This is a genomic window from Streptomyces sp. N50, from assembly GCF_033335955.1.
Taxonomy (GTDB): domain Bacteria; phylum Actinomycetota; class Actinomycetes; order Streptomycetales; family Streptomycetaceae; genus Streptomyces.
The window spans coordinates 6674055-6695085 of record NZ_CP137549.1 but is presented as its reverse complement, the minus strand read 5'-3'; the positions used below and the strand labels follow the sequence as shown (position 1 = coordinate 6695085).

The 21031-nt window shown below is 70.4% G+C and carries 20 protein-coding genes; 6 read left to right on the top strand and 14 right to left on the bottom strand.

All coding sequences use genetic code 11. The annotated features are described in order from the left end of the window. The first annotated feature begins 52 nt into the window (after window positions 1-52). Complete coding sequence (locus R2B38_RS30330) at window positions 53-454, top strand: helix-turn-helix domain-containing protein (protein ID WP_318019059.1); 402 nt, start codon at window positions 53-55, stop codon at window positions 452-454. 13 nt (window positions 455-467) lie between these two features. Here R2B38_RS30330 and mutM read toward each other — a convergent pair whose 3' ends face one another. From mutM to recG, 8 genes are all read right to left on the bottom strand, one after another. Continuing rightward, on the bottom strand, window positions 468-1322 hold the full coding sequence (mutM, locus tag R2B38_RS30325) for a bifunctional DNA-formamidopyrimidine glycosylase/DNA-(apurinic or apyrimidinic site) lyase (protein WP_318019058.1): 855 nt from the start codon (window positions 1320-1322) through the stop codon (window positions 468-470). A 79-nt stretch (window positions 1323-1401) separates the two neighbouring features. Then, window positions 1402-2247 carry a ribonuclease III gene (rnc, locus tag R2B38_RS30320; protein ID WP_033282672.1) on the bottom strand — a complete coding sequence of 282 codons (846 nt, stop codon included), beginning with the start codon at window positions 2245-2247 and terminating at the stop codon, window positions 1402-1404. 19 nt (window positions 2248-2266) lie between these two features. Then, on the bottom strand, window positions 2267-2440 hold the full coding sequence (rpmF, locus tag R2B38_RS30315; RefSeq protein ID WP_015657589.1) for a 50S ribosomal protein L32: 174 nt from the start codon (window positions 2438-2440) through the stop codon (window positions 2267-2269). 2 nt (window positions 2441-2442) lie between these two features. Further along, window positions 2443-3096, bottom strand: coding sequence for a YceD family protein (locus R2B38_RS30310; protein ID WP_033282673.1), 654 nt, complete (start codon window positions 3094-3096; stop codon window positions 2443-2445). Between the two features lie 133 nt (window positions 3097-3229). Next, entirely contained in the window at window positions 3230-4309 is a 1080-nt protein-coding gene (locus tag R2B38_RS30305; RefSeq protein ID WP_318019057.1) for an ATP synthase F0 subunit B, read from the bottom strand. Between the two features lie 99 nt (window positions 4310-4408). Then, on the bottom strand, window positions 4409-4888 hold the full coding sequence (gene coaD, locus R2B38_RS30300; RefSeq protein ID WP_318021832.1) for a pantetheine-phosphate adenylyltransferase: 480 nt from the start codon (window positions 4886-4888) through the stop codon (window positions 4409-4411). A 26-nt stretch (window positions 4889-4914) separates the two neighbouring features. Further along, complete coding sequence (rsmD, locus tag R2B38_RS30295) at window positions 4915-5502, bottom strand: 16S rRNA (guanine(966)-N(2))-methyltransferase RsmD (protein ID WP_318019056.1); 588 nt, start codon at window positions 5500-5502, stop codon at window positions 4915-4917. Between the two features lie 79 nt (window positions 5503-5581). Continuing rightward, window positions 5582-7795: an ATP-dependent DNA helicase RecG gene (gene recG, locus R2B38_RS30290; RefSeq protein WP_318019055.1), complete on the bottom strand. Its 2214-nt coding sequence runs from the start codon at window positions 7793-7795 to the stop codon at window positions 5582-5584. 168 nt (window positions 7796-7963) lie between these two features. Here recG and R2B38_RS30285 point away from each other — a divergent pair, with 168 nt between their 5' ends. Next, window positions 7964-9790: an HSP90 family protein gene (locus tag R2B38_RS30285; RefSeq protein ID WP_318019054.1), complete on the top strand. Its 1827-nt coding sequence runs from the start codon at window positions 7964-7966 to the stop codon at window positions 9788-9790. After that, window positions 9790-12732: a tetratricopeptide repeat protein gene (locus R2B38_RS30280; RefSeq protein WP_318019053.1), complete on the top strand. Its 2943-nt coding sequence runs from the start codon at window positions 9790-9792 to the stop codon at window positions 12730-12732. Before R2B38_RS30285 ends, R2B38_RS30280 begins: the two co-directional genes overlap by 1 nt. A 13-nt stretch (window positions 12733-12745) precedes the next feature. Here R2B38_RS30280 and R2B38_RS30275 read toward each other — a convergent pair whose 3' ends face one another. Continuing rightward, a complete protein-coding gene (locus tag R2B38_RS30275; protein WP_318019052.1) occupies window positions 12746-14434 on the bottom strand; it encodes a DAK2 domain-containing protein in 1689 nt (562 codons plus the stop codon). Window positions 14435-14694: 260 nt separating this feature from the next. On the opposite strand from R2B38_RS30275, the gene rpmB reads away from it, so the two are divergent. Beyond that, window positions 14695-14880, top strand: a complete 186-nt coding sequence (rpmB, locus tag R2B38_RS30270) for a 50S ribosomal protein L28 (protein WP_004924906.1) — start codon at window positions 14695-14697, stop codon at window positions 14878-14880. A gap of 114 nt (window positions 14881-14994) precedes the next feature. Here the strand turns inward: rpmB and thiD are convergent, their stop codons facing one another. Together thiD and R2B38_RS30260 are read right to left on the bottom strand one after the other, a co-directional pair. Next, complete coding sequence (gene thiD / locus R2B38_RS30265) at window positions 14995-15789, bottom strand: bifunctional hydroxymethylpyrimidine kinase/phosphomethylpyrimidine kinase (RefSeq protein ID WP_318019051.1); 795 nt, start codon at window positions 15787-15789, stop codon at window positions 14995-14997. Next, a complete protein-coding gene (locus R2B38_RS30260) occupies window positions 15786-16751 on the bottom strand; it encodes a thiamine-phosphate kinase (RefSeq protein ID WP_019058663.1) in 966 nt (321 codons plus the stop codon). Before R2B38_RS30260 ends, thiD begins: the two co-directional genes overlap by 4 nt. A gap of 212 nt (window positions 16752-16963) precedes the next feature. On the opposite strand from R2B38_RS30260, the gene R2B38_RS30255 reads away from it, so the two are divergent. Together R2B38_RS30255 and R2B38_RS30250 are read left to right on the top strand one after the other, a co-directional pair. Beyond that, window positions 16964-17197: an Lrp/AsnC family transcriptional regulator gene (locus R2B38_RS30255; protein ID WP_003997603.1), complete on the top strand. Its 234-nt coding sequence runs from the start codon at window positions 16964-16966 to the stop codon at window positions 17195-17197. Between the two features lie 20 nt (window positions 17198-17217). Continuing rightward, entirely contained in the window at window positions 17218-17709 is a 492-nt protein-coding gene (locus R2B38_RS30250) for a DUF3515 domain-containing protein (RefSeq protein WP_318019050.1), read from the top strand. A 19-nt stretch (window positions 17710-17728) separates the two neighbouring features. Here the strand turns inward: R2B38_RS30250 and R2B38_RS30245 are convergent, their stop codons facing one another. From R2B38_RS30245 to R2B38_RS30235, 3 genes are all read right to left on the bottom strand, one after another. Next, the gene (locus R2B38_RS30245) at window positions 17729-18886 is read right to left on the bottom strand and encodes a D-alanine--D-alanine ligase family protein (protein ID WP_318019049.1); all 1158 of its coding nucleotides are present in this window, start codon (window positions 18884-18886) and stop codon (window positions 17729-17731) included. A 184-nt stretch (window positions 18887-19070) separates the two neighbouring features. Next, complete coding sequence (locus R2B38_RS30240) at window positions 19071-20081, bottom strand: NAD(P)H-dependent glycerol-3-phosphate dehydrogenase (RefSeq protein ID WP_033282685.1); 1011 nt, start codon at window positions 20079-20081, stop codon at window positions 19071-19073. Next, entirely contained in the window at window positions 20078-20887 is an 810-nt protein-coding gene (locus R2B38_RS30235) for a lysophospholipid acyltransferase family protein (protein WP_318019048.1), read from the bottom strand. The genes R2B38_RS30240 and R2B38_RS30235 overlap by 4 nt, the downstream gene beginning before the upstream one ends. Between the last annotated feature and the right edge of the window lie 144 nt (window positions 20888-21031).

Genomic DNA, 21031 nt, shown 5'->3' with positions numbered 1-21031 from the left:
CACCGGTTAGTGCTCCCTTTTGGTTAGCGCTGTATTCGCGTACCCTGACGACATGGACACGACCCAGGAGCGTACGGAGGAGCAGAACTTCCCGTACAACGTCTTCGCGAAGGCCTGCCCCTCCCGAGGCACCCTGGAGCACATCACGGGCCGCTGGGGCGGACTCACCCTGTGCGCGCTGCACGAGGGCTCGCTGCGCTTCAACGAACTGCGGCGCCGCGTCGACGGCGTCAGCGAGAAGATGCTCTCGCAGACCCTGCACGCCCTGGAGCGCGACGGCCTGGTCCACCGCGAGGCCCAGCCGACCAACCCACCGCGCGTGGACTACGAGTTGACCCCGCTGGGACACGGCGTCGCCGAACGCCTGATGGGGCTCGTCGACTTCGTGGAGTCCCGCATGGACGACGTCCTCGCGGCCCGCACGCGCTACGACGAGACGCGCGCCGGCCTCTAGACCCGCGGGATCCTCAAACCCGGGGCGCCTTCTGGCACTTGGGGCAGAAGTAGCTCGACCGGTTCATCCACGCCTGCCGCCTCATCGGCGTAGCGCAGCGCCGGCACGGCAGACCCTCGCGGCCGTACGCGTCGAGCGAGCGGTCGAAGTAGCCCGACTCCCCGTTCACGTTGACGTACAGGCTGTCGAAACTGGTGCCGCCCACGTCGAGGGCCGCGTTCATCACATCCCGTGCGTGGCCCAGGAGTTCGGCGGTGCGCGGGCGGGTGAAGGTCGCGGTCGGGCGTTCGTAGTGGACGCGGGCCCGCCAAAGGGCCTCGTCCGCATAGATGTTGCCGACCCCGCTGATCAACGACTGGTCCAGCAGGGCCCGTTTGATGGTCGTGCGCTTGCGGCGCAGCGACTGGTGGAACAACTCGTCGTCGAACAACGGGTCCAGGGGGTCGCGCGCGATGTGCGCGATGACGTCCGGCAGCCCGTCCGGGGTGGTGTCGTGCAACGACAGCCCGCCGAAGGTGCGTTGGTCGACGAAGCGGAGTTCGGTGCCGAGGGCGTCGGCGAACCGGACCCGGATGCGCAGGTGCTTCTCGTCGGGGAACTCGTGCTGCTGGACCAGGAGTTGACCGCTCATCCCGAGGTGCGCGAGGACCGCCTGGTGGGTGTCCTCCAGCGGCAGCCACAGGTACTTGCCGCGCCTGCTCGGGGTGCCGATGCGATGCCCCTTGAGCCGGTGCGCGAAGTCGTCGGCGCCGGCGACATGCCGCCGTACCGCACGTGGATGCAGTACCTCGGCGTCGGCGACGGTGCGCTGGGCGACCCAGCGCTCCAGACCGCGCCGGACGACCTCGACCTCGGGCAACTCGGGCATGGCATCCCCTGCTGGTCACGGGTGAACGATCCGAGCGCCCGCCCCACTGGGGGACGGGCGCTCGGGTCGCGCTGTTCGGTCAGGCGGACGCCGACGACGTGTCGGTGTTCTCCTCGGCAGGCTGCTCAGCGGCCTCGGCGGCGGTCTCGACGGCCTGTTGTTCGGCCGCCTCCTTGGCCTTCTCGGCTCGCTCGTCCGCGTCGGCCCGGATGGACCGCCAGGCGGACTCGGCGGCCTGCTGCTCCGCCTCCTTCTTGCTGCGGCCGGTGCCGGTGCCGTACGAGACGCCTCCGACGCGGGCGGCAGCAGTGAAGGTCTTCTCGTGATCGGGACCGGTCTCCGTGACCAGGTACTCGGGGACACCGAGCCCCTCGGTCGCGGTGAGCTCCTGGAGACTGGTCTTCCAGTCCAGGCCGGCACCGAGGTTCGAGGACTTCTCGATGAGCGGGTCGAACAGGCGGTGCACCAGTTCGGAGGCCGCGTCGAGGCCCTGGTCGAGATAGACCGCGCCGATCACCGCTTCCAGGGTGTCGGCGAGGATGGACGCCTTGTCCCGGCCTCCCGTGCCCTCTTCACCGCGGCCGAGCCGGATGAAGGAGCCGAGTTCCAGACCGCGACCGACCTCCGCCAGCGCACGAGAGTTGACCACCGCGGCCCGCAGCTTGGCCAGTTGGCCTTCGGGCAGGTCGGGGTGGGTCGTGTACAGCGTGTCCGTGACGACGAGGCCGAGCACGGAGTCCCCGAGGAACTCCAGCCGCTCGTTCGTCGGCAGACCGCCGTTCTCGTACGCGTACGAACGGTGGGTCAGCGCACGCACCAGAAGGGCGGACTCGAGGTGATACCCGAGCCGCCCTTCCAACAGCGTGTGGGACGAGGCTGTGTCCGCGTGTTTCTTGGCGACTGAGTCGGCCTTGACGTCAGACATGGTGCCTCTCACCAGCCGCTCAGACCTCGAGGACCTGGCGCTTGTTGTACGTGCCGCAAGACGGGCACGCGATGTGCTGCTGCTTGGGCTCGTGGCAGCGCTCGCACGCAACCAGAGGGGTGACCGCAGCCTTCCACTGCGACCGGCGGTGGCGCGTGTTGCTGCGCGACATCTTCCGCTTCGGAACAGCCACGGCTACTTCTCCTGCTTCTCGTTGGCGCGCGCCGGTCGGGGCGCTTCGCCACTGATCTCGTCCTTCTCGCCGTCTTCGAGTGAACCGGCGAGTCCCTGCAGTGCCGCCCAACGGATGTCGACGGCGTCATGGTGGTGGTCCGGGTCGTCCGTGAGCCGTACCCCGCACTCGGAGCACAGGCCCAGACAGTCGTCCTGGCACACCGGCTGCATCGGCAGTGCGAGCACCACCGCATCCCGCAGCACGGATTCGAGGTCGAACAAGCCGTCCTCGATGAAGAGCCTGTCCTCGTCTTCCTCGGCGTCGTCGACCGGTTCCGCTTTCACACGGCCACGGTCGTCGGCGTCAGGGTACGAGAACATCTCCTGGAAGTCCGCTTCGAGCGACAGCTCAAGCGGCTCCAGACACCTTACGCACTCCCCCTTGGCCGTTGCACGGGCGGTGCCTGTGACAAGCACCCCTTCCATGACCGACTCAAGGCGGAGGTCGAGCTCCACCGGGGCGCCTTCCGGCACTCCGATGACTCCCTGGATCCCGAGATCCTTGGGAGCGTCGATCGAACGGTTCAGGCGCTGCAGCGCACCAGGACGCCGACCCAGCTCGTGAGTGTCGAACACGAGAGGGTTGCGGTGGTCGAGGCGGGCGTTCAGAGCCATCCCTGTCTTTCGGTCTGCTGAGCTCATGGGGCGCTGCCCTTCGGTGCTTCCGGGCAGCGGTGATCGCGGACGTACACGCGACCGAAGAGCCAGGATACTGGACCTTTCGCTCACGGCCCAATCCGGTGGTCCCTTACAGGCCTCGGCCCTGCTCGTACGCCCGCAGCTGCTCGGCGCTGATCATGCCGGTGTCGAAGAGGCTGGTCTCGTCGAGGGCGTAACCCTGCTGCTGGCCTTGCTGGTCCAGCTGCTGGGCCTGCTGCATCTGGTTCGGGTCGTACACGGGCTGCTGGCCGGTGTCGTAGCCCTGGTAGGCGTAGGGGTCGGCCTGCTGGTACCCGTAGGGGTCCTGCTGCTGGGGCTGGGCGTAACCCTGCTGCTGGTAGCCGTACGGGTCCTGCTGCTGGGCGGTCTGCTGGTAGTCGTAGGCCGCCTGTGGGGCGTAGTCCTGCTGCTCGGGCTGGAGCGGGGTCGCCGAGACCGGGGTGTCCGTGACGGTCGCGAGGTCGGCGAGGTAGTCGGCGTCGCTGGTGTGCTGGACCTGGTTGCCGTCGTCGTCGAGGGAGAGGGCGCCGAGGTCGTCGCTGGCGATCCGCCCGTGCAGCTTCTGCCGGCCCTTCCCTACGGCCTCCAGGGTCTTGGCGAGCACGGCCTCGAAGGCGCCGAGCTTGACGTCCACGTACGCGTCGGCGTCGCGGCGCAGGGTCTCCGGGTCGTGGCTGCGCTCGGGGGCGTCCTCGTCCTCGTAGCCCTGGTCGTCGATGCCGGGGCCAGTGCCGAGCAGCTTCTCGCGGCCGCGGCCGACCGAGCCGAGGGTCTTGGTGAGGACGACCTCGAAGTTGGCGAGCTTGGAGTCGACGTAGTCGTCGGCCTCCGCACGGACCTCCTCGGCCTCCTGGCGGGCCTCGGCGAGGATGCGGTCCGCCTCGTTCTGCGAGCGGCGGGCGACCTCGGTGTCGGAGATCAGCGAGCCGCGCTCGGCGTGCGCGGTCTGGATGATCCGCTCGGCCTCCTGACGGGCCTGCTCGACCATCTCGTGCCGGCCGCCGATCAGCTCCTGCGCCTCCGCAAGCGAGTCCGGCAGGGCCGCGCGCACCTCTTCGAGCAGCGTGAGCAGCTCGGCGCGGTTGACCACGCACGAGGCCGACATGGGCATGGAACGGGCGCTGGAGACCGAGGCGACGATCTCGTCGAGCTTCTTCTGCACGTCCACCGTGTGCTCGCCACTCTCTACCGACGTGTTGGAGACGGACGGGTCGACTGTACGACCACTCCCGCCCCGCCCGACACCGGGTGACGCACTGTCAGTGCCTCAGTCCTGTCCGAGCCGCTCGTGGAGCGCTTCCAGGACGATCGGCGGCACCAGGTGGGAGATGTCGCCGCCCCACTGCGCGACCTCCTTGACCAGCGAGGACGACAGGAAGCTGTAGGTGGGGCTGGTGGGGATGAACAGGGTTTCGACGCCCGACAGTCCGTTGTTCATCTGGGCCATCTGGAGTTCGTAGTCGAAGTCGCTGACCGCGCGCAGGCCCTTGACGATGGCCGGGATGTCGCGCTGCTTGCAGAAGTCGACGAGCAGGCCGTGGTACGCCTCGACCTGGACGTTGCCGAACTCGGCGGTGACCTCGCCGATCAGCCCGATCCGCTCGTCGACGGTGAACATGCCCTTCTTCGACTGGTTGATCATCACGACGACGTGCACGACGTCGTACAGCCGGGAGGCCCGGGCGATGATGTCGAGGTGTCCGTTGGTGATGGGGTCGAAGGACCCCGGACAAACAGCGCGGCGCACTTGATTTCCCTCGCTCTCCGGTCCGGTCATCGTGCGTCTTCGCACGTAGAGGCGGCGCGACCGTACCAAAAGGTCCCCTCGCCGTAGCGACGGGCCCGGATCGCGTCGAACCCGTCCGGCCACCCGAATTCGCCGCCTCTGGTGCTGCGCTCCACGGTGACGAGCGCGTCCGGCGCGAGCCAGCCCCCGGACCGGAGTGTGAGGAGAATCTCCCGAAGATCGTGATCTGGGACAACGTACGGCGGGTCGAGGAAGACGATGTCGTACGGGTCCGCCGACGCCGGCGTCTGGACGATCTGCTCCGCTTTGCCCGCCCTGACCTCGGCGCCGGGGAGGCCGACGTTCTTGACGTTCTCCCTGATGACGCGGGCGGCCTTCGGGTCGGCCTCGACGAGGAGGGTGTGGCTCGCGCCGCGGGACAGTGCCTCCAGGCCTACGGCGCCTGAGCCCGCGTACAGGTCCAGGACGCGTTCGCCGTTGAGGGGGGCGCCGAGGAGGGACTGCCAGGTGGAGAAGAGGCCCTCGCGTGCACGGTCGGAGGTGGGGCGGGTGCCGGTGCCTGGCGGCACGGCGAGTCGACGTCCGCCGGCTTCGCCGGCGATCACGCGGGTCATCTGGGGTCCTTGGTTGTGGGCGGCTTCAGGTTCATTGTGGCTGGTCGCGCAGTTCCCCGCGCCCCTGGGTGGGCTACCCCTAGCCCTTTTCCAGGTACTGCTCCCTCTCCTCGTCCAGTAGGGCGTCCAGAGCTGTCCGCAGGGCCGGAAGGTGCTCCAGGTCGGGATCGGCCTCCACCACCTTCGTCGCCTCCTCCCGCGCCTCCGCGATGACCTCCTCGTCCTCAATGACCGACAGGACCCGGAGCGAAGTGCGGGCACCGGACTGCGCCTGCCCCAACACATCGCCCTCGCGGCGCTGTTCGAGGTCGATGCGGGAGAGTTCGAAGCCGTCGAGGGTGGAGGCGACGGCGTTGAGGCGCTGGCGGGCCGGGCTGGCCTCGGGCATTTCGGAGACCAGGAGGCAGAGGCCGGCGGCCGAGCCGCGGCCCACCCGGCCGCGGAGCTGGTGGAGCTGGGAGACGCCGAAGCGGTCGGCGTCCATGATCACCATGGCCGTGGCGTTGGGCACGTTGACGCCGACCTCGATGACCGTGGTCGCGACCAGGACGTCCGTGTCCCCGGCGGCGAAACGGCGCATCACCGCGTCCTTGTCGTCGGGGTGCATACGGCCGTGCAGCACCTCGATCTTCAGCCCCTGGAGCGGGCCCTTGGCGAGCTGGGCCGCGATGTCCAGGACGGCGAGCGGTGGGCGCTTCTCCGCCTCGTCCTCGGGGGACTTCTTCTTGGCCTTGCCGGCCTTCTTGGGGTCGTCGTCCTCGTCGCCGATGCGGGGGCAGACGACGTACGCCTGATGGCCGTTGGAGACCTCCTCGCGGACGCGCTCCCAGGCGCGGGCCAGGAAGTGGGGTTTGTCCGCTGCGGGGACGACATGGCTGGCGATCGGCGAGCGGCCGGCCGGGAGTTGGTCGAGGACCGAGGTCTCCAGGTCGCCGAAGACCGTCATGGCGACCGTGCGCGGGATGGGGGTCGCGGTCATGACGAGGAGGTGCGGGGGCTGCTTGCCCTTGCCGCGCAGGGCGTCGCGCTGTTCGACGCCGAAGCGGTGCTGTTCGTCGACCACGACCAGGCCCAGGTCGTGGAACTGGACCTTGTCCTCGATCAACGCGTGCGTGCCGATCACGATCCCGGCCTCACCGGTGACGAGGTCGAGGAGGGCCTGACGCCGCCCGGCCGTCCCCATGGAACCCGTGAGCAACGTGACCTTGGTCGCCCGCTCGGCCCCGCCCAGCATCCCGCCCTCGGCCAACTCCCCCATCATCTCGGTGATGGAGCGGTGGTGCTGCTGCGCGAGCACTTCGGTGGGCGCGAGCATGGCTGCCTGCCCGCCGGCGTCGACCACGGCGAGCATGGCTCGGAGGGCCACCATTGTTTTTCCGCTACCCACTTCCCCTTGCAGCAGCCGGTGCATCGGATGCTCCGTAGCCAGGTCATCGAAGATCTCCTTGGACACCTTCACCTGCCCATCCGTGAGGGTGAACGGAAGGCGGTCGTCGAAGGCCGTGAGGAGGCCGTCCGGGGTCGGTTTGCGGGCCACCGCCGGGAGTTGGGCGTCCGCGTGGCGGCGGCGGGCCAGGGCCACCTGGAGGACGAAGGCCTCGTCCCACTTGAGGCGGTCGCGGGCCGCGGCGATGTCCGCCTTGGTGTGCGGGCGGTGGATCTTGAGGAGTGCCTCCGGGAGGGAGACCAGGCCTCGGCCTTCGCGCAGGGAGTCCGGGAGGGGGTCCACGGCTTCCTGGGCGCTGGGGAGTGCCGTCTGAAGGGCCTTGCCGATCTTCCAGGACTCCAGCTTGGCGGTGGCGGGGTAGATGGGGATCAGGGTGCCCGCCCAGGTCTCCACCGCTTCCTCGGCGTCGCCCTTCAGCAACTCGTACGCCGGATGCGCGAGTTGCAGGCGGCGGTTGAAGACGGAGACCTTGCCGGCGAACATCGCGCGGGTGCCCGGCAGGAGTTCCTTGTGGGGTTTGTGAACTCCCGAGCCGAAGAAGACGAGTTGGAGCCGGCCGCTGCCGTCCGTGATCGTGACTTCGAGACGCTGGCCCTTGCCCCGGGGGGCCTTACTGGACGCGAAGGTGTGCAGGCGGGCGTCGGCGACCTGGGCGACCACGGTGACGTGCTCGTCCATCGGCAGCTCGGCGAGGTGCGTGAGCTGGCCCCGCTCCTCGTATCTGCGCGGGTAGTGGTGCAGGAGGTCGCCTACTGTGTGCAGGCCGAGATGCTCGGCCATCACCTTCGCGGTGGCGGGGCCGAGCACCTTTTTGAGTGGTTCTTCCAGTGCGGGCACGAGATCCATTGCACACCACGCCACTGACAATGCCGTATACGTCTTGCGAAACCCCTGGTCAGGCGGGTCGTTCGAGGCCTAGGATGGCGCGCTCCGGCCATCCCCCGCGGTCACCGCCTCACAGGGACCGCCCGACCCTCGCGCCGTTCGCACTTCCCCCACCTCGGCGCTGCGACGATGGACTCCCAGACCTCACAGTCATCCCAGGCATCCCAGTCACCTCACACGTTCCAGGTCGACCTGCGCGGTCTGGTGGACCTGCTCTCCCATCACCTCTACTCCAGCCCCAAGGTCTATCTGCGCGAGCTGCTGCAGAACGCCGTGGACGCGATCACCGCCCGCCGGGCCGAGCAGCCCGACTCCCCTGCCCTGGTGCGGCTGTTCGCCGACGGGGGCACCCTGCGCGTCGAGGACTCCGGCGTCGGCCTCACCGAGGCGGACGTGCACAACCTCCTTGCCACCATCGGCCGTAGCTCCAAGCGTGCCGACGGGCTCCAGGAGGCCCGTTCCGACTTCCTCGGGCAGTTCGGCATCGGGCTGCTCGCCTGCTTCGTGGTCGCCGAGCGGATCCGGGTCGTCAGCCGCAGCGCCCGTACGCCCGACGCGCCGCCCGTGGAGTGGACGGCGACCGACGACGGCTCGTACACCGTGCGGACCCTGCCCGACAGCGAGCGCCCCGAACCGGGCACCACCGTGCACCTGGTGGCCCGCGCGGGCGCCGGCGAGTGGCTCACCAAGGAGAAGGTCCTCGCGCTGGCGCGGGACTTCGGGGCCCTGCTGCCGTACGACGTGCGCGTGGACGGCGAGGCGGTCACCGACCTGCCCGCGCCCTGGGACCGGTCGTACCCGAGTCCCAGCACCCGGAGGGTGGCGCTGGCGCGGCACTGTCACGAGCTGTTCGGGTTCACGCCGTTGGACTCGATCGACCTCTCCGTGCCGCTCGCGGGGATCCGGGGAGTCGCCTACGTCCTTCCCGGCGCGGTGAGTCCGGCGCAGCGGGCGAGTCACCGGGTGCATCTCAAGGGCATGCTGCTGACCGAGCGGGCCGAACAGCTGCTGCCCGACTGGGCGTTCTTCGTGCGCTGCGTGCTGGACACGGACAGCCTGCGGCCCACGGCCTCGCGCGAGTCGCTGTACGAGGACGAGACGCTGGCCGCCGTACGGGAGGCGCTCGGCGAGCGGATCCGGGGCTGGCTGACCGGGCTCGCGGCGGGTGATCCGGAGCGGCTCGCCGCGTTCCTGTCGGTGCATCACCTGGGGGTGAAGTCCCTGGCGCGGCACGACAAGGAGATGCTGCGCACGATGCTGCCGTGGCTCCCGTTCGAGACGACCGACGGACGGGTGTCCCTGGAGGAGTTCGCGCAGCGCCACCCGGTGGTGCACTTCACGCGGACCGTGGAGGAGTACCGGCAGGTCGCCCCGATCGCGTCCGCGCAGGGCATCGGAGTGATCAACGGCGGTTACACCTACGACGGCGAGCTGGTCGAGGCGCTGCCGTCGGTGCGCCCGGGGACGGTGGTCGCCGAGCTGGACTCGGACACCGTGACCGCGCACCTGGACTCCGTCGACCCGGCCGAGGAGCTGGCGCTGGCGGACTTCCTGGCCGCCGCGCGGGCGAAGTTGGACCCCCTGGGGTGTGATGTCGTCCTACGGGCGTTCCATCCGCTGTCGGTGCCCGCGCTGCACCTGGACGACCGCTCGGCCCGGCACGAGCAGGCCCGTGCGGAGGCCGAGGAGCAGGCCGACGACCTGTGGGCGGGCATCCTGGGCTCGCTGCGGGGCAGTGCTCCACGCGCGCGTCTCGTGCTCAACCACCTCAACCCGCTGATCCGGCGGATCAGTTCGCTGGGGGACCGGGACCTGATCGGGACGGCCACGGAGTCGCTCTACGGGCAGGCACTCCTGATGGCGCAGCGACCACTGCGCCCCGCCGATTCGGCTCTGCTGAACCGGGCGTTCATCGGCCTCCTGGAGTGGGCCACACACGGGGAGGGCGACCACTGATGACAGGGATCACGGACTTCGACGCGCTGCGCCGGGCCATGGCGGAGAACTCCGAGGAGCCGGAGGGACCGGCCCGCAACGCGCGCGCGGAGCACCTGCTCGCCGAGGCCGAGAAGCTGGACATCCCGCTCGCGGTCATCGAGGCGCTCGGGCACCAGCTGAAGGTCTACAACTACAGCTCCGAGAAGGACAAGATGTTCGTCCCCTTCGCGCGCCTGCTGCGCATGTGGGACGAACGGCCCGAGGACTTCGACGAGTACGAGGTCCACTCGCTGCACTGGGTCTTCAAGTGGATGTCGTCCGGCATGCTCGGCCAGCCGCACATCCCGCTCGCCTCGATCGAGAAGTGGCTCGGCGAGATGGAGCACCGCTACCGGCTGGCCGGACACTCCGAACGGGCCGTCCGCAGCGCGGAGTTCAGCGTCGCCTCGCACATCGGTGACCTCGCGCGGGCCGAGCGGGCGTACGCCGCGTGGCTGGCCGCCGACCGCGACGCCATGGCCGACTGCCACGCGTGCGAACTGCACACCCAGGGCGAGTGGCAGGTGAAGCAGGAACGGTACGCCGAGGCGCTCGACCTGTGGGCGCCGGTCCTGGAGGGCGAGTTGACCTGCGCCCACGAGCCGCACGCCGCGCTGGCGTCCTCCCTGGCGCCGCTGCTGCGCCTCGGGCGCACCGACGAGGCCCGCGCCCACCACCTGCGGGGCTTCCGTCTCGTACGGCCCATGGAGAGCATGCGGGGCGCATACGCGGACCATGTGGAGTTCTGCGCGCTGAGCGGCAACGAGGCGCGTGGTCTGGAGCTGCTCGCGGAGCGTCCGGTGTACTTCACGGACTCCGGGAATCCGGGCAGCGGGCTGGACTTCCTGTCGGTGGTAGCGCTGCTGATGGACCGGCTGACCGAGCTGGGCCTCGGCGACCAGCAGGTGCCGGGGCCGACCGGCCGTACCTGGACGGCACGCGAACTCGCCGTCCACGCACGCGTGGAGGCCCTCTCCCTGGCCGCCCGCTTCGACCAGCGCAACGGCACGACCCACGTCGGCGACCGGGCACGCGCGCGCATGGACCAGCGGCCCCTGGTGGAACGGCTCCCCCTGGGAGTGCGTTCGGCGGCCCGGCCGGTCACGGCACCGGTGCCGACAGCGGTACCCGAGGTCATCCCGGAGAAGGACCTCACCGCGCTCCTCACGGAGGCGCGACGACTGTCGGACACCCTCCAACCGCACGCCGTGGAGGCCTGGTTGGCGGTCTCCCGGGCCGCCGAGGGCGTCGAGCTGTCCGCCCGCGACCGCGCCGAGATCGCCGACCATCAGGCGATGGACCAGGGCCCCGAGGGCATCGGCCTCTTCGAGCACGCGGCCGAGCTGTTCGCCGAGGCGGGCGACCCCGGGGAGGCATGGGCGGCACGCGCGCGTGGAGCGTACGTACGCGCTCTCACGGGCGAGGTCGACGAGGCCCTCGCGGCGATCGCCGAGCCGTACGACGGGGTCCTCGCCCTGTACTCCGAGGACGGCACGGGCGTACGGCAGACGGCGGCCGTGCTGATGAGCCGGGCGCGCATCCTGATGCGCAGGGTTCACGGGGACTCCCCCGACCACACCCCCGCCAGCGGGGACCTGGCCGCCGCCGAAGCCGCCGTACGGGAGGTGCTGGCGCTGGTCGAGGGGCAGCCCCTCCCGGGTGACGTGGCCGATGTGCGGCTGGCCGCGCGGGGTGCCGAGGGTCAGGCGATGCTGGCCGAACTCGCGGTGCGGGCCGGGGACTTGGAGACGGCCGTGCGGCTGTTCGCGAAGGCGTCGACGGCTTTCGTGGTCGCGGGGCTGCCGTGGTTCGCGGTGGAGTACGAGGCCCGGCTGGCCGGGCTCGCCCATCAGCTCGGCGACATCACGGAGGCGGAGCGCGCGCTGCGGGCCGCCTTGGAGCACGGCGGACCGTATCTGGAAGCCCCTGGGCGGGCTCAGCTGCATCTCCAGCTCGCCGAGGTCCTCGGCGGCCGGGGACGGTCCGAGGAGGCCGCTGAGCACGCCCTGGAGGCCGCTCACTGGGCCGACGAGGCCGGCGAGGGGCCGACGCTGGGTGCCTATGCGCGGCACCAGCTGGGCGGCTTCCTGCTGCGCCAGGGGCGCTGGGCCGAGGCCGCCGAGGTGCTGGAGTCGGCGCTGCCCGACCTGAGCGCCGAGACGCACGGCGACGGCGCGATCGTCCAGACGCAGTGGTGGCTCGGTGACTGTCTCAGCGAGCTGGGCGAACACCGGGCCGCTGCCGAACGGCGCTTGCAGGCGGCCGAGATCGCCCGGACCTGGCCCGAGCAGAACGACCACGCGACCCTCGCCCACCTCGCCGCCGAGTCGCTCGGCCACGCCGACCTGCCCGCCGAGGCGGACCAGGCGTACGAGCGCGCGGGCGACCTGTGGCGGTCCCTGGGGAACGTGCACGGGCTGGTCCGCTCCCTGCGCGCCCGCGCGTGGCTGGCGCTGCGCGCCGACCAAGGGCTGGACCGCGCGCGGGAGTTGATGGCGGGCGCGATCGAGGAGTGCGAGGCCGCGCTGCTCGTGACGGACGACCAGGAGGCGCGGCAGCGGCTCACCGGTGAACTCGGCCACACGCACCGGCAGTTCGGCGAGCTGCTGGCCCGTTCCGTCGCCGAGGAGGCCGAGGACACCGCCATCCAGGCCGCGTTCGAGGACGCCCTGACCCAGACCGCGGAGTCGGTCACCGTCTTCGCCGCCCTCGGGGAGGGCGCGGTGCACACCCGCACCGGCGCCGAACTCGCCGCGGGCTGGCTGGAGGCCGACCTCAGCCGCCCCGCCGACGCGGCGGCACGCGCGCGTGGCGTACTCAAGGCCTACGAAGGTGCCGACGACGGCGACGAGACGGTACGGGCCCGTCGCGCCGAGGCGGAGCAGCTGCTCCAGCTGATGGAGGAACAGACCGACAAGTAAAGGAAGTTGGCGTCTACTCCACGCCGATGAGCAGCAGGGCACCCTGCCGGCCGCCCCGGTACACCACCGTGTCGACGGCGAGGTACGTCTCCCGGACGTGGATCTCCAGGATGTCGGCGACGCTCACGGGTGCCTCGTCGCCGAGGACGAGCGTGACCAGTTCACCGCCGGCCGCGAGCATGCGGTCGAGGACGGCCCGGGCGGTGGCCGTGACATCGGCGCCGATCACCGCCACATCGCCGTCGACCAGGCCCAGCACATCCCCGGCCTGGCAGATCCCGGCCATGGTCCAGGACTGGCGCTCGGCGACGGCGACCTCGGCGTACCGGGTCGCGCCCGCCGCCGAGGTCATCGAGACGACGTCCTCGTCGAACCGCCGCTCCGGCTCGTGCACGGCGAGCGCCGCGATTCCCTGCACCGCGGAGCGCGTCGGGATCAGCGCGACCCGGATGCCCTCGGCCCGGGCCTGCTCGGCGGCAGCGGCGGCGGTGTGCCGCAGCTCGGCGTCATTGGGCAGCAGCACGACCTCACGCGCGTGTGCCCGCCGTACGGCGGCCACCAACTCCCCGCTGGCGGGCGGCTCCCCGGGGCGCGCGAGCACGGTGGTCGCGCCGGCCTCGCCGTAGAGCCCGGCGAGCCCCTCCCCCGGCACCACGGCGACGACGGCCCGCTGCGCACGCTCCCTGGGCGGCCGTTCAGCACCGGTGGTGTGCACGTCACCGAGCCCGAAGTGCGTGATCCGGATCCGGTACGGCCGACCGGCCTCGACGCCGGCTTCGACGGCGGCGCCCGCGTCGTCCACGTGCACGTGCACGTTCCACAGGCCGTCGCCGCCGACCACGACGAGCGAGTCGCCGAGGACGTCGAGCCGCTGCCGCAGCCGGGTCACGGCGGAGTCGTCGGCCTCCAGGAGGTAGATCACCTCGAAGGCCGGGCCACCCTCCTGGACGGCTTCGGGGCCGTCACCGCACAGGGTGACATCGGCGACATCAGGAGCGCCGGAAGCCAGAACAACCTCCACGCGTGCGTGCGCCCCGAAAACCGGCGACTCCCCCGTGAACGTCTCCACCAGCGCGGCCAGCACCGCCACCAACCCCCGCCCGCCCGCGTCGACGACTCCCGCGCGCTCCAGGACGGCCAGCTGCCCCGGGGTCGCGGCCAGCGCCGCGCACGCTCCCCCGTAGGCGGCCCGTGCCACGCTCCCGCAGTCGCCCTCGGTGCCGTCGGCCGCGTCCGCCGCAGCCGAGGCGACCGAGAGGACCGTGCCCTCGACCGGGTGGGCGACCGCATGCCGGGCGGAGTCGGCCGCACGGCGCAGAGCGAGCCGTAGGCCCTCCCCATCCGTGTGAGCCGTCTCACCGTCGGCGGCGAGGACCTGGGCCATGCCCCGGAGCAGCTGCGCGAGGATCGTCCCGGAGTTGCCGCGCGCCCCTATGAGCGCGCCGTGGGCCATCGCACGGGCGGCGTCGGCCAGCGGCGGTTTCCGCTCGGCCAGGGTGCCGTGTCCGTCGAACACCGCCTCGACCGCGGCGACGGCGGACTCCATGGTCAGGTACAGGTTGGTGCCGGTATCCCCGTCGGCCACCGGGTACACGTTGATCGCGTCGATCTCCTCGCGCGCACGCCCCAGCGCCCGCAGCGCGAGACCGCACCAGGTGCGCACCGCGAGAGCATCGAAGAATGTCTGCGGCACCTGCGGCACCTGCGCCTCCTTGAGCTGCTGGACTGGCAACGCAGCGTAGACCCCGGAACGGTCCGGACCCGAGGAGGGCCGGAGCGGGCCCCCGACCAGGCATGGTAGTTTCGTTGTACTGGCGCGGTCGTTGTATGCTGCTCCGGTTGCCCGATCCCGATCGGGCCATCCCCCCTGGCAGTGCCACTTCCAGATCCCACGATCTCGATCCCGGCATGCCGGGATCATCCGTAAGTGCATCTGTGCATCTGAAGTCTTTGGAGTGACCCGTGGCTGCCAACTGCGACGTCTGCGGCAAGGGGCCGGGCTTCGGCAACAACATCTCGCACTCGCACCGCCGTACACCGCGTCGCTGGAACCCGAACATCCAGCGCGTTCGTACCGTGGTCGGCGGGACGCCGAAGCGCGTGAACGCTTGCACCTCGTGCATCAAGGCCGGCAAGGTCTCGCGCTGACGTACTGCTAGCGCGCGGCCACTGCTGGTTCGCTGCATCGAGCCGGTCCACCTCGTGTGGGCCGGCTTTTTGCCGTGCTCTCTCAGAAAACCCGGGCTTCAGGAAGCCTGCGCTTCAGGAGAGCCCGTTCCGCAACGCCCAGCCGTGATCGACAGGCCCGATCCCGCCCCCCAGCGCGAACCCCGCCGCGATCGCCCCCGTGACATACGCCTTCGCCGCCGTCACCGCCTCCGGCACCGAATGCCCCTTGGCGAGCTGTGACGCGATCGCCGAGGCGAGCGTGCAGCCGGTCCCATGGGTGTGCCGGTTGTCGTGCCGGGCCGCGCGCAGCCAGTGCTCCTCGGAACCGTCGGTGAGCAGATCCACGGCGTCACCCGGCAGATGACCACCCTTGATCAACACCCAACGCGGCCCGTACGACAGCACAGCAGCCGCGGCCTCCCGCAGCTGCCCCTCCGACTCGACCCGTACGCCGGTGAGTTGCGCCACTTCGTCCAGGTTCGGCGTGGCCACGGTCGCCACCGGCAGCAGCTTCGTCCGCACGGCGCCCAGCGCGGAGTCCGCCAGCAGCGAGTCCCCGTGCTTCGAGATGCCGACCGGGTCGACGACCGTAGGGACGGCCGTGCCGCCGATCAACTCCGCGACCGTCTCGACGAGTTCGGCCGACGCGAGCATCCCGGTCTTCACTGCCTGTACGCCGATGTCGTCGACGACGCTGCGGTACTGGGCGCGCACCGCCTCCGCCGGAAGTTCCCAAGCACCTTGCACACCGAGGGAGTTCTGCGCCGTGACCGCCGTGACAACGCTCATGCCGTGCACGCCGAGCGCGAGCATCGTCTTCAAGTCGGCCTGGATTCCAGCCCCTCCACCGGAGTCGGAGCCGGCCACCGTCAGGACACGGGGCTTCACGACTCGATGTCCCCGAAGTGGTCCCAGCCGCCCTTGCTGGTCCACGGCGCCCCGTCGACCGTCACCTGGGGCAGCGCGGAGGGGTTGAGGACCTCGCCGATCACCTTCCAGCGGGCGGGCAGTTTCACGTCCGGCGCGAAGGTCGCCACGATCGCGTGGTCCTCTCCCCCGGTGAGCACCCATTGGATGGGGTCGACGCCGACGGCCTGCCCGATGTCGTTCATCTGCGTCGGGACGTCGATCGCGCCGGACCGGATGTCGATCCGGACCTTGCTGGCCTCCGCGATGTGCCCGAGGTCGGCGATCAGCCCGTCGCTGACGTCGCACATCGAGGTCGCGCCGAGCCCTGCCGCCGCCGGACCCGCGTGGTACGGCGGTTCGGGGCGCCGGTGCGCCTCCACGAACGCGCGCGGCGAGCGGAAGCCCCGCGACAGCACCGCGAACCCGGCCGCGGACCAGCCGAGCCACCCCGTCACGGCGACCACGTCACCGGGCTGCGCGCCGCCCCGGGTGACCGGCTCACGGCCGCGCAGATCGCCGAGCGCGGTGATCGACACCATGATCGTGTCGCCCCGTACGACATCGCCGCCGACCACCGAGGCACCCGCGACCTGGCACTCGTCGCGCAGGCCGTCCATCAGCTCCATGGGCCAGGTGACCGGGAGTTCGGCCGGTACGACCAGGCCCAGCAGCAGCGCGGTCGGTACGGCGCCCATGGCGGCGATGTCCGCGAGGTTCTGCGCGGCGGCCTTGCGTCCTACGTCGTAGGCGGTGGACCAGTCGCGGCGGAAGTGGCGGCCCTCCAGCAGGATGTCGGTGCTCGCCACGACCCTACGGTCGGGCGCGGCCACGACCGCGGCGTCGTCGCCGGGGCCGACCCGGACCGCGGGGGTGGTGGTGAGCCGGGAAGTGAGCTCCCTGATGAGCCCGAACTCCCCCAACTCACCGACGGTGCCCTTCATCGTTCGTCCTCTTCTCGTGACGGCAGCGCCCGGTCGCGAGCCGTCCGTGTGCTCGGTACGGTCGAGATGACCGTCGCCTTCAGTCGTGCCCGCGCCCCGGCACGGGGACCAGGTCGTGTCGGGCCTCCGCGGGTCTCCCCGCGGCGAGCGGCGACGCGATACCGTGGCGTTCCTTTTCCCCACATGATCCTCGTGGCCGCCCTGGAGGTTCCGTGGTACAGGCGTACATCCTGATCCAGACGGAGGTCGGCAAGGCGTCGACCGTCGCCGAAACGATCAGCAAGATCCCTGGAGTGATCCAGGCCGAGGACGTGACAGGACCGTACGACGTGATCGTGCGGGCCCAGGCCGACACGGTCGACGACCTCGGCCGCATGGTGGTCGCCAAAGTCCAGCAAGTGGACGGCATCACCCGCACCCTGACCTGCCCGGTGGTGCATCTGTAGCCCCCGTCTACCCTTGGCCGGTGAACTCTCTCCGTCACCGGCACCGTTCTGTCATCGGGCTGTCCGTGCTCGCCGCGCTGATCACCGTCGCGGGCTGCTCCTCAGCAGACGACAGCGCGTCGGCGGCGGTTCCCTCGCCGGGCGCGAAGGTCACCGGGCTGTGCCGGAACCTGGACAAGATGCTGCCGTCGAAGGTCGACGACCAGGGCCGCCGGGATCCCGAGCCCGCGTCAGCACTGACCGCGGGCTGGGGGAACCCGGCGATCATACTGCGCTGCGGTGTCGTCAGACCCGCGAAGATGAACGACCCGGAGGCCGACGGCGTCGAGGTGAACGGCGTCGGCTGGCTCCTCCAGAAGGAGGACGACGGCTCCTTCCGCTTCACCACGACGCTGCGGAAGGCCTACGTAGAGGTGACCATCCCGAAGGACCGCACCGGGGACGGCATGGCGCCCCTGGTCGACCTCGCGAAATCCGTGAAGAAGGCGATCCCCGAAGGGATCGCCGACTAGACGGACCGGGGCGACCGGCTCAGCGAAGGCCCGTCGACCGGCGCAGCGCCGCCTGCACCAGCAGGTCGACCAACTCCCCGTAGGGAACGCCGCTGGCCTGCCACATCTGCGGGTACATCGAGATCGGCGTGAAGCCGGGCATCGTGTTGATCTCGTTGATGACGAACTCGCCGTCTTCGGTAAGGAAGAAGTCGGCCCGCACGAGCCCCTCGCAGGAGGCCGCGTCGAAGGCGTCCACCGCGAGCCGCTGGACCTCGGCGGTCTCCTCCGGCGTCAGCGGGGCGGGCACGATACCGGGGGTCGAGTCGATGTACTTCGCCTCGAAGTCGTAGTACGCGTGCTCCTGGGGCGGCGGAATCTCGGCCGGCACGCTCGCGCGCGGACCGTCCTCGAACTCCAGCACCCCGCACTCGATCTCGCGGCCGCGCAGCGCGGCCTCCACGAGGATCTTCGGGTCGTGCCGCTGCGCCTCCTCGATCGCCTCGTCGAGACCGGCCAGGTCGTCGACCTTGGTGATACCGATCGACGACCCCGCGCGCGCGGGCTTCACGAACAGCGGCCAGCCGTGCTCACCCGCGAAGTCGATGATCTTCTTGCGCGCGGCGGATTGGTCCCGCTGCCACTCGCGCGGCCGGATCACCACGTAGGGGCCGACCTTGAGGCCGAACGAGGTGAACACCCGCTTCATGTACTCCTTGTCCTGGCCGACGGCCGAGGCGAGCACACCCGCGCCCACGTACGGCACACCGGACAGCTCCAGGAGTCCCTGCAGGGTGCCGTCCTCGCCGTAGGGGCCGTGCAGGACGGGGAAGACGACGTCGACCTCGCCGAGGGCCTTCGGCACGGATCCCGGTTCGCTGACGACGACTTCACGGTTTCCGGGGTCGAGCGGGAGCACCACGCCGCCCTCGCTCGACTCGGCGAGTTCGTCGACGTCCGGGGTACGGCGGTCGGTGATCGCCATCCGCTCCGGGGCGTCGGCGGTCAGGGCCCAGCGGCCTTCGCGGGTGATGCCGATCGGCAGGACGTCGTACTTGTCCCGGTCGATGGCCGCGAGGACGGCGCCGGCGGTGACCACGGAGATCCCGTGTTCGGAGCTGCGACCGCCGAACACGACGGCCACACGCGGCTTACGAGGCGGCTGCTCAGGACTCTGGGAGAGGTTCTCGGTGCTCATATCGCGATGAGAGTACCCGGTGGTAGTGCGTTGAGTCAGCGTCCGTTGACGAGCGGCGGTTCAAGCCGCGCCTTGAAGCACGCGGTCGGACAGCGCCCTAAGGGGCGCGGGGAACTGCGCGACAAGCCACGACGGAGCCGCAGCCGCCCGACGACCGAATGCGGCACCCCCTTGGGCGGAGCCCTCAGCGCCGCTCCGGCTTGGCACTCCGCGACATGAGCTCCTTCACCGCGACAACCGGCGACTTCCCCTCATGCACGATCTCGAACACCGTCTCCGTGATCGGCATATCGACATCGTGCCGACGGGCCAAGTCCAGCACGGACTCACAGGACTTGACGCCCTCCGCGGTCTGCTTGGTGACCGCGATCGTCTCCTGAAGGGTCATGCCCTTACCGAGATTCGTCCCGAAGGTGTGATTGCGCGACAACGGCGACGAGCAAGTGGCCACCAGGTCACCCAGACCCGCAAGCCCGGAGAACGTCAACGGATCCGCCCCCATCGCCAGCCCGAGCCGCGTCGTCTCGACGAGACCGCGCGTGATGAGCGACCCCTTCGCGTTGTCCCCGAGCCCCATCCCGTCCGCGATACCGACGGCGAGCCCGATCACGTTCTTCACCGCGCCACCGAGCTCGCAGCCCACGACGTCGGTGATGGTGTACGGCCTGAAGTACGGCGTGTGGCAAGCGGTTTGGAGCCGGCGGGCCACGGCCTCGTCGGTGCACGCGACCACCGCGGCGGCCGGCATCCGGGAGGCGATCTCGCGCGCGAGGTTGGGTCCGGAGACCACGGCGATCCGGTCCCGGCCGACCTTCGCGACGTCCTCGATGACTTCGCTCATCCGCATGACGGAGCCGAGCTCGACGCCCTTCATGAGCGAGACGAGGACCGTGTCGGGCGCCAACAGGGGTGCCCAGTCGGCCAAGTTGGCGCGCAGCGTCTGTGAAGGCACCGACAGGACGGTGAAGTCGGCGTCGGCGGCGGCCTCGGCGGCGTCGGTGGTGGCCCGCAGGTTCTCCGGGAGTTCGACACCGGGGAAGTAATCGGGGTTCGTACGCGTGGAGTTGATGGCCTCGACGACTTCCGCGCGACGACCCCACAGCGTGACCTCGCACCCCGCGTCGGCGAGCACCATGCCGAAAGCCGTGCCCCACGAACCGGCGCTGAAGACAGCCGCCTTGACCGGCTTGCTCACGTGCCCTGCCCCTCTTCCTGCTCGACCTTCGGCTCGAGTGCCGCGTGGGCCTGAGCCTCCAACTCCTGTGTCTCCGCGGCCGTCCGGCGCCGCTGCTCGATCCGCTCGCGGCGCGGGTCGTAGGGCACCTCGGGCGCCTTCGCGTCGCGGATCCGCTCCAACAGGCGGGTGATGTCGGCCATGATGACCTCGGTCGCCTCCTTGAGGAGGTCCGGGGTCATCTCCTTGCCGTAGAACCGCGTGAGGTCCACCGGCGGGCCCGCGAGCACATGGCTGGTCTTGCGCGGGAAGACGTGCAACTTCTTGGCGTACGGCGGGAGCAATTCGTTGGCGCCCCACTGCGCTACGGGAATCACCGGGCACTGGGTCTGCAGGGCCACCCGCGCGGCACCGGTCTTGGCGGTCATGGGCCATTGGCCGGGGTCCCGGGTGATGGTGCCCTCGGGATAGAACGCGACGCACTCACCGCGTTCCACAGCGGCGATCGCGGCGCGGAAGGCACTCAACGCGTCCGTGGTCTCGCGGTAGACGGGGATCTGTCCGGTGCCGCGCATCGCGGCGCCGACGAATCCCTTCCCGAAAAGGCTGCTCTTCGCCAGGAATCGCGGAACACGTCCGGTGTTGTACTGAAAGTGTCCGTATGCGAAGGGGTCGACTTGTGAATTGTGGTTCACGGCGGTGATAAACCCGCCCTCGGCCGGAATGTGTTCCATTCCGCCCCAGTCCCGCTTGATCAGAACCACCAGCGGCGGTTTGCAGAGGACCGCTGCGAAGCGGTACCAGAACCCGATTCTGCGGCGGGGCACGCGAACACCTTCCTCTTGGACCTGGGGGGCCGCACAAGTGTCGCCCCAGGCCGTCGGTCTGTCGAGAACACCGTACGCCCCGCCACCGACACCGCCAGGGGTGCCGGGTGACAATGGCCGCGACAAGAGAGGGGCGGAACGCCC